General features: G+C 71.7%; 11 protein-coding genes. 1 reads left to right on the top strand and 10 read right to left on the bottom strand.

Going from position 1 to position 12,512, the window contains the following annotated elements:
* Positions 1-7 precede the first annotated feature (7 nt).
* The 3 genes from ACFZDC_RS05805 to ACFZDC_RS05795 form a co-directional block, all read right to left on the bottom strand.
* Positions 8-1,825 carry a 5'-nucleotidase C-terminal domain-containing protein gene (locus ACFZDC_RS05805; protein WP_391320469.1) on the bottom strand — a complete coding sequence of 606 codons (1,818 nt, stop codon included), beginning with the start codon at positions 1,823-1,825 and terminating at the stop codon, positions 8-10.
* Between the two features lie 149 nt (positions 1,826-1,974).
* On the bottom strand, positions 1,975-2,187 hold the full coding sequence (locus ACFZDC_RS05800) for a hypothetical protein (RefSeq protein WP_391320467.1): 213 nt from the start codon (positions 2,185-2,187) through the stop codon (positions 1,975-1,977).
* A 106-nt stretch (positions 2,188-2,293) separates the two neighbouring features.
* The gene (locus ACFZDC_RS05795) at positions 2,294-3,577 is read right to left on the bottom strand and encodes an adenylosuccinate synthase (protein WP_391320465.1); all 1,284 of its coding nucleotides are present in this window, start codon (positions 3,575-3,577) and stop codon (positions 2,294-2,296) included.
* Positions 3,578-3,774: 197 nt separating this feature from the next.
* On the opposite strand from ACFZDC_RS05795, the gene ACFZDC_RS05790 reads away from it, so the two are divergent.
* The gene (locus ACFZDC_RS05790; RefSeq protein ID WP_391320463.1) at positions 3,775-4,623 is read left to right on the top strand and encodes a diacylglycerol kinase; all 849 of its coding nucleotides are present in this window, start codon (positions 3,775-3,777) and stop codon (positions 4,621-4,623) included.
* A 151-nt stretch (positions 4,624-4,774) separates the two neighbouring features.
* Here the strand turns inward: ACFZDC_RS05790 and ACFZDC_RS05785 are convergent, their stop codons facing one another.
* From ACFZDC_RS05785 to ACFZDC_RS05755, 7 genes are all read right to left on the bottom strand, one after another.
* Positions 4,775-5,995: a cytochrome P450 gene (locus tag ACFZDC_RS05785; RefSeq protein ID WP_391320461.1), complete on the bottom strand. Its 1,221-nt coding sequence runs from the start codon at positions 5,993-5,995 to the stop codon at positions 4,775-4,777.
* Positions 5,996-6,014: 19 nt separating this feature from the next.
* Positions 6,015-6,680, bottom strand: a complete 666-nt coding sequence (locus ACFZDC_RS05780) for a response regulator (protein WP_391320459.1) — start codon at positions 6,678-6,680, stop codon at positions 6,015-6,017.
* On the bottom strand, positions 6,677-8,029 hold the full coding sequence (locus ACFZDC_RS05775) for a histidine kinase (RefSeq protein WP_391320457.1): 1,353 nt from the start codon (positions 8,027-8,029) through the stop codon (positions 6,677-6,679). The genes ACFZDC_RS05780 and ACFZDC_RS05775 overlap by 4 nt, the downstream gene beginning before the upstream one ends.
* Positions 8,030-8,120: 91 nt before the next feature.
* The gene (locus ACFZDC_RS05770) at positions 8,121-8,801 is read right to left on the bottom strand and encodes a response regulator (RefSeq protein WP_391320455.1); all 681 of its coding nucleotides are present in this window, start codon (positions 8,799-8,801) and stop codon (positions 8,121-8,123) included.
* Positions 8,798-10,183 carry a histidine kinase gene (locus ACFZDC_RS05765; protein ID WP_391320453.1) on the bottom strand — a complete coding sequence of 462 codons (1,386 nt, stop codon included), beginning with the start codon at positions 10,181-10,183 and terminating at the stop codon, positions 8,798-8,800. Before ACFZDC_RS05765 ends, ACFZDC_RS05770 begins: the two co-directional genes overlap by 4 nt.
* A complete protein-coding gene (locus tag ACFZDC_RS05760) occupies positions 10,176-11,414 on the bottom strand; it encodes an acyltransferase family protein (RefSeq protein WP_391320451.1) in 1,239 nt (412 codons plus the stop codon). Before ACFZDC_RS05760 ends, ACFZDC_RS05765 begins: the two co-directional genes overlap by 8 nt.
* Complete coding sequence (locus ACFZDC_RS05755; protein WP_391320449.1) at positions 11,407-12,387, bottom strand: alpha/beta hydrolase; 981 nt, start codon at positions 12,385-12,387, stop codon at positions 11,407-11,409. The genes ACFZDC_RS05760 and ACFZDC_RS05755 overlap by 8 nt, the downstream gene beginning before the upstream one ends.
* Positions 12,388-12,512: the final 125 nt, after the last annotated feature.

Raw genomic sequence — 12,512 nt, 5'->3', positions numbered from 1 at the left:
GACCTGGTCAGAACACCGGTGTCCCGTCCTGTGTCAGCTTCCAGTTGGTGGCCGCGAAGTCCGCCGGGTCGAGGGTCTTCTTCGCCGTCACGTAGTCGATCATCAGCTGGCGGATCTCGTTGGTCGAGCTGTAGGCGATCTGTGCCGAGGCGATGTGCGGGTACCCGGAACCGCCGTTCGCGCGGTAGTTGTTGACCGCCACGACGAAGACCTGGTCGGGGGCGACCGGGGCGCCGTTGTAGCTGAGGTTCTTGATCCGGGAGCCCTCCGGCTGGGCGATGTCGATGTCGTACGACACCCCCGCCGCCGTGTCGTACATGTAGTCCCAGAAGTTGTTGGCGTTGGTGAGGGTCGCGGTGTCGACCTTCGTGCCCGTCGGCACCTGGTGGTAGTACTTCGCCGCGTACTCCAGGTAGTCCTTGAGCTGGGCGCCCGTCAGCTTCTTGCCGTAGAGGGTGTTGTCGTAGATGTAGAGGCCGGCGATGTCCTTGATGGTGACGCTGCCCCGGGGGATGTCCGCCGTGCGGCTGAAGGGGGCCGCCACCGAGATCAGCGGGAGCGCCGCGTCGGCCGCCGACAGGCCCGCCTTCACCGTGTCCGCCTGGACCTTGTGGATGAAGTCCATGATCGGCACGTCCTTCCAGCAGGACTCCGCCGCCGAGAGGTCCTCCGTACAGGTGCCGACCGCCGTGTTGACGTACTTCACGACCAGCTCGTGGTCGGCCGCCAGGAGCTTCTTGATCTCCGGGTCCTCGTCCACCGTGTTGGGGTTGAGGGTCTGCGCCGTCTTGCTCGTGACCTTCCACCGGCCGTGGTGGAGTTCGAGCTCGAAGTCGAAGACGCTCAGGCGGTAGCCCCAGCAGTACGGCTCCGAGAGGAGGACCTCCTCGCCCGTCTCGGCGTTCTTCACGGTGTAGGACGGAACTTCCACATGCGTGTGGCCGACCAGGATCGCGTCGATGCCCGGCACCTGCTCGGCGACCAGGTTCGAGGCGTTCTCGACGTAGGGGAGTTCGTCGCCGTAGGACGAGGAGCCGTCCAGGCCCGAGTGGTCGGTCAGGAAGACGACGTCGCAGCCGAGGGCCCGCAGCCGGGGCACGTACTTCTTCGCCTGCTCGACCAGGCCCGGGAAGACCATCCTGCCGCTGACGTTGTCCTTGTCCCACAGCGCGATACCGGGGTTGGTGAGGCCGAGGATGCCGACCTTGATGTCGGGCGCGCCGGGGACGCAGACGCGCTTCACCGTGTACGGCTGGAAGGTGGGGCGGAGCGTCTTCGCGTCCAGGGCATTCGCGCCTAGCAGCGGGAAGCGGCACTGGCTCTCGAACTTGCGCAGGACGTCGATGCCGTAGTTGAACTCGTGGTTGCCGAGGGCGGCCGCGTCGTAGCGCATGTGGTTCATGGCTACGGCCATCGGGTGTTGGGGGCCGCGCTTGCCGTCGGTGCCCGTGATGGGGTCGACACGGGCGAAGTAGTAGGCGAGGGAGGTGCCCTGGATGATGTCGCCGGCGTCGACCAGCAGCACCCGGTCCTCGCCCTTCGCCGCACGCTGCTGCTTGATGAGGGTGGCCACCCGGGCCACGCCCACGGAGTTGCCCGCCTTGTCGGTGTAGGCGGCGTCCTTGTAGTAGTCCCAGTCGAAGACGTGGCTGTGCAAGTCGGTGGTGCCGAGGATGGAGAACGACCACGTGCGGGGGGCCTTTTGAGGCTTTTGGCCGGCCGCCTGGGCGGGAGCGGCCGAGACGGCGCCGGCTGCGGCCACGGCCGCCCCGGTGACGGCCGACTTCTTCACGAACTCCCGGCGGTTCATGGGACTGACGGGCATACGAGGCTCCTGCGACGCGTGCGAGCGGGTGGACGGTGAGCCGTGCGGACTACACGCGTAGATCGTGGCGCCGGTCAGGTCTGCCGGAAACCAGAAACAAGCCATGTCCCGGTCAAGGATGCGTCAGGGGCGGCCGGGCAGCTGAAACGTCAGGGTCGGCCGATGAGCCTGATTTCCGGCGGCCACAGCACGCCGCTCGCCATCAGCAGGGAGGGTCCCAGATGGACCGGGCACACCCGCAGCGGCGGCCTCTTGTACCGGGTGATCTCGAAGACGGCCGGGTCCAAGCAGTCCGTGCCGTCGGCCTGGCCGCCCTCACCGCCGAACGGCCCCCGGCACGGCGCGGTCCGGTGGACACTCATACTCCGATTGTGCACCTCGCACCACGGGAAACCGCCCGCCGATCACACCCCGGGGGGCGGACCGGCGGGCGGCTGGAGCAACCCGGCGGGAAGCGGTTCCCGCGGTCTACAGGAACGAGTTGATCTCGATCGTCTCGTCCCGGCCCGGGCCCACGCCGATCGCCGAGATCGGGGCGCCGGACATCTCCTCCAGCGCCTTGACGTAGTTCTGGGCGTTCTTGGGCAGGTCGGAGAAGGACTTCGCCTTCGTGATGTCCTCGGACCAGCCCGGCAGGTTCTCGTAGATCGGCTTCGCGTGGTGGAAGTCGGTCTGCGAGTACGGCAGTTCCTCCACTCGCTTGCCGTCGATCTCGTACGCCACACAGACCGGGATCTGCTCCCAGCCGGTGAGGACGTCCAGCTTGGTCAGGAAGAAGTCGGTCAGGCCGTTCACCCGGGTCGCATAACGGGCGATGACCGCGTCGAACCAGCCGCAGCGGCGGTCACGGCCGGTGGTCACGCCCCGCTCGCCGCCGATCCGGCGCAGCGCCTCGCCGTCCTCGTCGAACAGCTCGGTCGGGAAGGGGCCGGCGCCGACGCGGGTCGTGTAGGCCTTCAGGATGCCGATGACCCGGCCGATCCTCGTCGGGCCCACGCCGGCACCGGTGCAGGCGCCGCCCGCGGTCGGGTTCGAGGAAGTGACGAAGGGATACGTGCCGTGGTCGATGTCGAGGAGGGTGCCCTGGCCGCCCTCGAAGAGCACGACCTTGTCGTCCTCCAGCGCCTGGTTGAGGACCAGGACGGTGTCGGCGACGTACGGCCTGATCTGCTCGGCGTAGCCCAGCAGCTCCCCGACCACCTGGTCGACGGCGATCGCGCGCCGGTTGTAGAGCTTGGTGAGGATCTGGTTCTTGACGTCGAGGGCCGCCTCGACCTTCTGGGTCAGGATCGACTCGTCATAGAGGTCCTGGACCCGGATGCCCACGCGGTTGATCTTGTCGGCGTAGGTCGGACCGATGCCGCGCCCCGTCGTACCGATCTTCCTCTTCCCGAGGAAGCGCTCCGTCACCTTGTCGACGGTCACGTTGTACGGCGTGATGACGTGCGCGTTACCGCTGATCAGGAGCTTTGACGTGTCTACGCCACGCTCGTTCAGACCGCTCAGCTCGGAGAGCAGGACCGACGGGTCGACGACGACACCGTTGCCGATGACCGGCGTACAGCCGGGGGAGAGGATTCCGGAAGGGAGGAGGTGGAGCGCATACTTCTGGTCGCCGACGACGACCGTGTGGCCGGCGTTGTTGCCGCCCTGGTAACGCACTACATAGTCCACCGAGCCACCGAGCAGGTCGGTCGCCTTCCCCTTGCCTTCGTCACCCCACTGAGCACCGAGCAGCACAAGTGCGGGCACGCGCGTACACCCCTTCCGGGCGGGGCATGTCCAAGGTCGGGGGCGTGGGCGTAAGGTTCACCGCCGCGTACCACCGCGACCGCCGTTGGTCGCACAACCGTCGGACCGGATGCCCCGGAATAGACGAAGCCCCTGGCGCAATAGCGCAAGGGGCTCTTGCACAAAGATGCTACCCGAGGAAGCGAGGCAGGACCGAGGTGGCGACCTTCGCGACGTCCGATCAGCTGCTGGTGATCATCGATCCGGCGGCGCGGTACACGGACGGGGAGTCCGTACGAATCGCGAAAGACGTGCTCAGCGCGGGTGCGACCACCAAGGTGTGTCTGCCGGAGGGGCCCGAGGAATTCGCCCGGGCGCTCGGCCGGCGAGGGTCCCGGCGCCCGGTCGTGGTCGGCGACGACCGGGCGCTGGTCCGCGCGGTGACCCTGCTGCACCGGCACCGGGAGCTGGCCGGATGTGCGCTGTCGGTGGTGCCGGTCGGGGACGCGGTCCTGGCGGAGTCCCTCGGTGTGCCGACCGGTACGGTGGCGGCCGCGCGGGCCGTGCTGGACGGGGCGGAACGGCGCCTGGACCTGCTGGTGGACGACAGCGACGGGGTGGTGCTGGGCGCGCTGGGGATTCCGCCGGCGCCGATGCGGGCGGTTTCCGCCGAACCGGTGAGCGTCACCTCCGGGCATCCCTGGCTGCGCACGAGGTACCGCTCCCTGGTCCGCACCCTGGCGCCGCGCCCCACCCGCCTCGCCGCCGTACCGGCCCCCGGACCCTCCCGGCTGCGCGTGGAGGTCGACGGCGCGACCATCGTGGACCTGGACCAGCCCGTGGAGGCGGTGTCGGTGTCGCCGGGCGTCCGCGGGGTGGCCGAGGTGGAGGTACGACCGCTGTCGCTGGGCGCGGCGGCGACACCGCTGCGGGCTTCGGGCCGGTCGGTGACCGTGGTCGGCACGGACTTCCGCTACCGGGCGGACGCGGCGGTGTCGGGTCCGGTACGGCGGCGGACGTGGCGGGTGGTGGAGGGGGCCTGGGGGCTTGTGCTGCCTTCAGCCTGAGCCGGGCGCCTGGAAGCCGGAGGTGTCCAGGGTGCGGTCGAACGGGGCGGGAATGGCCGGCCTCTCCCCGAACGGCCTCGTCCCGTGTGACTCGTATCCCTTGGACGAGGGATCCCGGAACACGGTGACCTGTTGATCGCCCGAACGGTGATCACCCCACCTCGACGCTCAGCCCCTCCAACCCGCGGATCACGAAGTTCGGCTTCCGCTCCGGCTCCGCCGCCAGGCTCAGTGTCGGGGCCTTCTCCAGCAACGCCGCCATGGAAGCCGCCAGTTCGATGCGGGCCAGCGGTGCGCCGATGCAGTAGTGGATGCCCGCGCTGAAGGAGATGTGGGGGTTGTCCGTGCGGGTCAGGTCCAGCCGCTCGGGGTCGGCGAAGACAGCCGGGTCGTGGTTGGCCGAGCCGAAGAGCATGGCGATCTCCGAACCCCTGGGGATCGTCGTGCCGTCGATCTCGATGTCGTCCAGGACCCAGCGCTCGAAGAGCTGGAGCGGGGTGTCGTAACGCATCAGCTCCTCGATCGCGGACGGGATCAGGGAGTGGTCCGCGCGCAGGGCCGCCAGCCGGCCGGGGTTGCGGAACAGCGCCCACCAGCCGTTCACCGTGGCGTTGACCGTCGCTTCGTGACCGGCGTTCAGCAGCAGGACGGCCGTGGAGATCATCTCCTGCTCCGTCAGCCGGTCGCCCTCGTCGTGCGCCGCGATCAGGCCCGAGATCAGGTCCTCCCCCGGCTCCTTGCGGCGGGCGGCGATCAGCTCTTGGAGGTACTCCGAGAACTCCACCGACGCCCGGACCGCCTTCGCCGCCGTCTCCTGCGACGGGTTCAGCTCGTACATCCCGCAGATGTCCGCCGACCAGGGCCTGAGCGGGGCCCGGTCGGACTCGGGGATGCCCAGCATCTCGGCGATCACGGCCACCGGCAGCGGCTCCGCCACGTCCGTCAGCAGGTCCCCGCCGCCCGCCGCCACGAGGGCGGACACCAGGTCGTTCGCCAGGTTGCGCACGTACGGCTTCAGCGCCTCCACCGTGCGCGGCGTGAACGCCTTCGACACCAGGCGCCGGATCCGGGTGTGGTCCGGCGGCTCCAGGTCGAGCATGCCGTGGTCGTTGAGGGTGTGGAACGGCTCGTGCTCCGGCGGGGGCGGTGTCCTGCCGAAGTCCTCGTGCGTGAACCGGTGCTGGTAGGTGCGGCCGAGCCGGCGGTCCCGCAGCAGCGCCGACACGTCCGCGTGGTGCGGGACCAGCCACTGGTCGGTCGGCTCGTAGCGGATCACCCGGCCTCGGGCGCGCAACTCGGCGTAGGCCGGGTACGGGTCCGCGAGGAACGCCGGGTCCCACGGGTCGAAAGCGAGGTCCGAAGCAGCTGCCATGGGCGGACGCTAGCCCGGCTCACCCCGGCGTGACCAGCCTCGCCTCGTACGCGAACACCGCCGCCTGCGTACGGTCCCGCAGGCCCAGCTTCACCAGGATCCGGCTCACATGGGTCTTGATCGTCGACTCCGCGACCACCAGCCGCTCGGCGATCTCCGCGTTGGACAGGCCCTGCGCGATCAGGACCAGCACCTCCGTCTCCCGCTCCGTCAGCTCCCCGTACGCCGCCCGCGCCGACGGCATCATGCGGGGCGACTCCGACAGCCGCGAGAACTCCGTGATCAGCCGCTTGGTCACCGAGGGCGCCAGCAGCGCCTCCCCCGACGCCACCACCCGCACGCCGTCCGCCAGCTGCCGCGCCGAGGCGTCCTTCAGCAGGAACCCGGAGGCCCCCGCCCGCAGCGCCTGGTAGACGTACTCGTCCAGGTCGAACGTGGTCAGCACCAGCACCTTCGCCGCCGCGTCCGCGGCGACGATCTCCCGGGTCGCCTCGATGCCGTTCAGCTCCGGCATGCGGATGTCCATCAGCACCACGTCCGGGGCGAGTTCCCGCACCCGCTCGACGGCCTCCCGTCCGTTGACGGCCTCGCCGACGACCTCGATGTCCGGCATCGCGTTCAGCAGGACGGAGAAGCCCTCGCGGACCATCATCTGGTCGTCCGCGATCAGTACGCGGATGGTCATGCGTCCCCTTCGGCAGCGGTGGCGGCCGACACCGGCAGGAACACCGTCACCTCGTAACCCCCGTCGGCCGTCGGGGCCGCCGTCATCTCCCCGTTCAGCATCGAGACGCGCTCGCGCATGCCGGTGATGCCGTGGCCGGCGCCGGGCGAGGGCTTGATCAGGTGCGGGGCGGCCGCCGGGCCGTTGACCACGCGCAGGCCCAGGCCGCCGAGCACGTACCCGATCTCGACCCGTGCGGCCGCCCCCGGCGCGTGCCGCAGCGTGTTGCTCAGCGCCTCCTGCACGATCCGGTACGCCGACAGCTCGACGCCCTGCGGCAGTTCGCGCACCGCGCCGGTCACCGCCTTCTCCACGTCCAGCCCGGCCTCCCGCACATTGGCGAGCAGCCCGTCCAGGTCGGCGAGGGTGGGCTGCGGGGCGTCCGGGGCCTCGTAGTCCTCCGCCCGGACCACACCGAGGACCCGGCGCAGCTCGGTCAGCGCCGCCACCGCGTTCTCCCGGATGGTGGCGAACGCCTTCTCCAGCTCCGGCGGCGGGTTCTCCACCCGGTAGGGCGCGGCCTCCGCCTGGATGGCGACCACCGACATGTGGTGGGCGACCACGTCGTGCAGCTCGCGGGCGATCGTCGTGCGCTCCTCCAGCAGGGTGCGCCGCGAGCGCTCGTGCGCGGTCACCGTCTGCTGGGCGGTCACCTCCTGCTCGGCCTGCCTGCGGATGTGCCGGACGGTGACGGCCAGCAGGATCAGCGCGGACAGGATCAGCATCGGGCCGACGTCCGTGTCGTACTGCCCCCCGCCGAAGGCGGCCGCGGCCCAGAAGCCGTACACCGCGGTCAGCACCCACATCCAGGCTGCCGTGCGCGGCCGGGTGCGTATCGCCACGACGGTGAGCACCACCAGGTGGGAGACGAAGCTGCTCGGCAGCCACGGCCAGCTGCCCCAGGAGTTGCCGACGATCGCCGTGGCCGTGGTCGCGGCGAGCGACACCCAGAACGCGCCCACCGGGCGGACCAGCGTCAGCAGGACCGGCGCCAGCGCGAGCAGCCCACACAGGACGGCGGACGTGGCGCCCATGTAGTTGCTCGACAGGGCGACGAGCACCGCCACCCCACCGGCGGCCGCCACCGTCACGTGCCGGCCCCAGACCGCGTACCGCTTCGTCCGGCCCGGCAGCAGATGGCCGAGCAGACCGTCACCGGCCGTGCGGGACAGCGGGCGAAAGGCGAAAACGTTCTGGAACAGGTCCTGCCGCAGCCCGCGCAGGGCGTCCGCGGCCAGCCGGAACTCCGGGCTGCGCGGCTTGGCCCCGCCCCCCGGCGGCATCGACTGCGTCTGGGTCGTCTCGGTCACGTGGAGAACGGTAGGCCGGGACGGGCAGCCGGTCGTCACCAGTGAGGAGGGTCCTTCGCCGTCCTCCTCAGGTACTACGGCTGTCCGGGGGTCAGTATCCGGACGGTCGCACCAGCCCCGACTCGTAGGCGAAGACCGCCGCCTGCGTACGGTCCCTGAGCCCCAGCTTCACCAGGATCCGGCCCACATGCGTCTTCACGGTCTGCTCGGCCACCACCAGCCGCCCGGCTATCTCCGCGTTCGACAGGCCCCGCGCGATCAGCGCCAGCACCTCCGTCTCCCGTTCGGTCAGCTCGCCCACGCGCTGCTTGAGCGGGGACCGCGGGGAGCCGTCCAGGCGGGAGAACTCGGCGATCAGCCGACGGGTGATACCGGGGGCGAGCAATGCGTCCCCGGCCGCCACCACCCGGACCGCCTCGGCGAGCTGGTCGGCGGAGGCGTCCTTGAGCAGGAAGCCGGAGGCGCCCGCCCGCAGCGCCTCGTACACGTACTCGTCCAGGTCGAAGGTGGTCAGGACCAGGACCCTGATGCCCGGGTGTTCGGCGGTGATGCGGCGGGTCGCCTCGATGCCGCCCAGCTCGGGCATCCGGATGTCCATCAGGACCACGTCCGGGGTCAGCTCGCCGACCTTGGCGATCGCGTCCCTGCCGTCCACCGCCTGTCCGATCACCTCGATGTCCGGCTTGATGTCGAGCAGCACGGTGAAGCCCTGCCGGACCATCTGCTGGTCGTCGGCGATGAGTACGCGGATGGTGCCGGCGCCGCTCGTCATGGGGTCTGTTCTCCTGTCGGGGACGGGTCGGCCGGGAGCGTGGGCGGGGTGCCGTCCCGGGGCAGGAAGGCCGAGACCGTGAAGCCGCCGTGCGGGGCTCTGGTCGCGGTGACGTGGCCGCCGAGCATCGTCGCGCGCTCGCGCATGCCGAGCAGGCCGTGTCCGGCACCCTGGGACGGGGGGACGGGGTGCCGCGGCCGGGAGTTGGTCACCGCCAGGCGCAGGCCGTCCGGCAGGTGCGCGACCTCGACGCGTACCCGGGACCCCGGGGCGTGCCGCAGGGCGTTGCTCAGCGCCTCCTGCACGATCCGGTACGCCGACAGCTCCACCCCCGGAGCGTAGGGCCGCGCCCTGCCCGTGACCTCGGTGGTCACGTCCAGGCCCGCCGCGCGGGTGTTCTCGATCAGCGCGTCGAGCCGGTCGAGGGTGGGCTGGGGAGCGTCCGGGGCCGCTCCGGTGCCGGGATCCCCCAGCCCGTACGGGTCCTCGGGGTTCTCGGAACGCAGCACGCCGAGCACCCGGCGCAGCTCGGTGAGCGCCTCCAGCGCGTTCTGCCGGATGCCCGCCAGATTCTCGATCAGCTCCTCCGACGGGTCCTCGACGAGGTGCGGGGCCACCTGCGCCTGGATGGAGATGACCGACATGTGGTGGGCGACCACGTCGTGCAGCTCCCGCGCGATGCGGCTGCGCTCCTCCAGCAGGGTGCGGCGGGCCCGTTCCTCGGCGGTGAGGGTGGTCTGCTCGACGAGTTCGGCGCGCGCCTCGCGGCGGCCGCGCAGAGCGGTGCCGAGCAGTACGACGACCGCGGACAGTACGGCCGCGACGACTCCGGTCGGCTGGTAGTCCGTCCCGCCCCACACCCCCTCCAGGAGGTAGGTGAGCAGCGCGGTCAGGGCCAGCGCCTCGACCGACACCCGGGTGCGGACGCGCAGCGCGAGCAGCAGCAGGACGAGCAGGTGCGCGATGATGCCCGGAGCGGTCCAGGGCCAGGTGAACGTCTCCCCGGACGTCTTGACCGGGCCTCCGTGGACCGCGACGGCTCCCGCCACGGTCGCCGCCATCGACAGCCACCAGCCCGCAAGGGGACGCCACAGCGCGAGGACGACCGCGCCACCCTGGGCGAGGCCGATCAGGAAGGCCGGGCTGCCACCGAGATGCCCGCCGTCCCGGAGTTGTGCCACGCCGCCGAGCGTGATCCCGAACGCGGCCAGGCACAGCAGGCCGTGCGGCAGCCAGCGCAGCCACACGGAGGCGGGCAGCGGATCCGGCCTGACGGTCCACAGGTCGTCGTGCAGCACCCGCAGCCGGCGCCGGCCCCAGCCCGCGAGCAGCACGAACGCCCGGCGGCCCCCCGTTTCCGTCACGCGGCCCACCTTAGACACGGCGGCCCACCCGCGCAGCCTCCCCGTCCGCGGTCCGGTGCACCCGGACCACCCGTGAGCGCCTCCGGCCGGTGCGGCCCGAACGGCGGTGTGTGCCCTGTTCGCGGGAACGGAACGCGGTCCAGCACAGGGCCAGGACCACGGTGAACACCGGGAGCCAGAGGAGCCGGGCCGCCACCCAGCCCAGGCCGTCGGGGAGGGTGTGCAGCCCGGGGAGGCGGCCGGCCAGGAGGGCGAGGGCCGTCGTGGCCATCAGGGCCGTCTGGTGCCACAGGAAGATCGTCATCGCGGAGAGGTTCACCAGGGCCACGGCCGCCCAGGCGAGCGGGCGGCGCATCGCCCCGCGCAGCCGGTCGCGCAACAGGAGGGCCAGACCGCACTGGGCCAGACCGAAGGTCACGGCCGCCAGGGTCGGCGGGTTGAGGTTGGAGATCGCGGCACCCGGGACGCCGACCATCGACGCCGGGTAGCCCGCCCACCTCACGAGCGCGGCCGTGGCCGTCGTACCGCCCAGGAGCAGTACCCAGGCGGCGCGGCGGGTCTCCAGCTCGCCGCGGGTCCAGGCGGCGCCCAGGGTGTACGGGACCAGCCAGCCCGCCGCCAGGTTCACCCAGGCCAGCCAGGAGGGGCCGGTGTGCAGGCCGAAGCGGAGGACGTCCACGTGCAGGACGACGGCCAGCGGCCAGAGCGGGTTGAGCCGCGTGAGCAGGGGCGTGGCCGCCGTCAGGGCGGCGAAGACCAGGAGGAACCACAGCGGGGACAGGGCCAGTTTGACGAGGGTGTGGAGCGTGTCGAAGGCGGTGCCGGTCAACAGCAGGGCCGTCGCCGCCACCGTCCACAGGGTGAGGAGGGCGAGGGCCGGCCGGAGCAGGCGGGTCAGACGGGTGCGCAGCCACGTGCCGTACGGCACGCCCCGGGCGCGGGCCGAGGCGTGGCTGCGGATCGCCACATGGCCACCGACCAGGAAGAACACGGCCAGGGTCTGGAAGGCCCAGGAGATCGGGGCCAGCCACGGCATGTGCTGCAACGGGCTCGCCGTGTGCAGCGCTCCGTCGTCCGCGACCAGGGCCGTGACCAGCCAGTGGCCGAGCACGACACCGAGGATCGCCAAGGCGCGCAGCGCGTCGACCGCGCGGTCCCGGGATGCCGGTGTGGCGGTGTCCACGCGGCGGGCACCCTGACGTATCGCGTGCAGCGCGCGGCGCGGGGCGCGGGGGGCCGGCTCAGACACGGGTGACCTCCGAGGTCTCGCCGAGGGTGATCCGGGCCAGGTTGGCGAGGGAGGCCGAGCCCTGGGCGAAGTAGCCGCTGTGGTCGGCGTCGGCCGCGTCGAAGACCCGGGCGCCGAAGACCCGGGAGACCGGGTCGGTGCCGAAGCCGACGGTGGTGAACAGCAGGTCGACGCGGACGTGCGGGACGTGTGCCACCCAGTCGTCGCTGCCGCGGGCCGCCCAGACGCGCGCGTGGGTGTGCAGGCCGACGACGGTGCCGGCGCCCGTGCCGGGGCTGCCGACGAGGGCGATGTCGTCGGCGTCCAGGCCCGCGGCGGCGCGGCCGCAGACGACCGAGCCGTAGGAGTGGCAGAGGACGGAGACGCGTGCCCGGGCGGGCGCGAGGGCACGCAACTGCCGTACCAGGGCGCGCAGATGAGGGGCGGCGTGATCGGCGCGGGCCGGGGTCGTCACCGTGGTGCTGACCGTCCCCGGGGTCCGGTAGCCCAGCCAGGCGACCACGGCGACGCGGGTGCCGGTGGGGGCGCGGTGCGTGAGGTCTTCGTACAGGGCGGCCGCGGCCCTGTGGAAGCGGCCGTAGGTGTCCAGGGAGGTGTCGGAGCCGGGGACGAGGACCGCCACATGGTCGGCGTGAGTCAGGTCGCCGAGTACCTCCGTGGCCAGCCCGGTGCCCCGGCCGTCGAAGGAGAGGAGGTGGCGGGAGGGTGCGGCCAGGGCGCGGTCCGCGGCGGCGCGGTGCTCGTCGCCGTGGGCGGCGGCCATACGGGCCGCCTCGGTGGCATTGGCCCGGTTCGCCGCGTACGCGGTGGGCAGGGCGGACGGGGCGAGGGGGGCGACAGCGGCGGGGGGCGGGGCGGGGATTCCGGGGCGCGCCGCGCCTGCGAGCGGGACGACTATGGCGGCGGTGAGAAGAGCCGGGAGGAGGGCTCGTCGCCCTTTCCGTACGGCTTTCGTCGTCGGTGCGCGCCCCATGGTCGTCTCCCCCTCAGTCCGCCCGGCCATCGGGCTTGCCTGACAAGGAAGTTAGGAATCGGGGGCCGTCGACGGCGTCCCACCAGAGAGCTGTCCTGCGCTGTAGCTCTCAGGTACTACGGGTT

This window comes from Streptomyces sp. NPDC007905, assembly GCF_042959345.1.
Taxonomy (GTDB): domain Bacteria; phylum Actinomycetota; class Actinomycetes; order Streptomycetales; family Streptomycetaceae; genus Streptomyces.
The sequence above is the reverse complement of the archived record's forward strand: the minus strand, read 5'-3'. Positions and strand labels throughout refer to the sequence as shown.

Excerpts from the sequence above, each read along its gene's own strand:
- ACFZDC_RS05785 (WP_391320461.1), bottom strand. The coding sequence starts at position 5,995 with ATGGCAGCTGCTTCGGACCTCGCTTTCGACCCGTGGGACCCGGCGTTC.
- ACFZDC_RS05800 (WP_391320467.1), bottom strand. The coding sequence starts at position 2,187 with ATGAGTGTCCACCGGACCGCGCCGTGCCGGGGGCCGTTCGGCGGTGAG.
- ACFZDC_RS05755 (WP_391320449.1), bottom strand. The coding sequence starts at position 12,387 with ATGGGGCGCGCACCGACGACGAAAGCCGTACGGAAAGGGCGACGAGCC.
- ACFZDC_RS05780 (WP_391320459.1), bottom strand. The coding sequence starts at position 6,680 with ATGACCATCCGCGTACTGATCGCGGACGACCAGATGATGGTCCGCGAG.
- ACFZDC_RS05805 (WP_391320469.1), bottom strand. The coding sequence starts at position 1,825 with ATGCCCGTCAGTCCCATGAACCGCCGGGAGTTCGTGAAGAAGTCGGCC.
- ACFZDC_RS05770 (WP_391320455.1), bottom strand. The coding sequence starts at position 8,801 with ATGACGAGCGGCGCCGGCACCATCCGCGTACTCATCGCCGACGACCAG.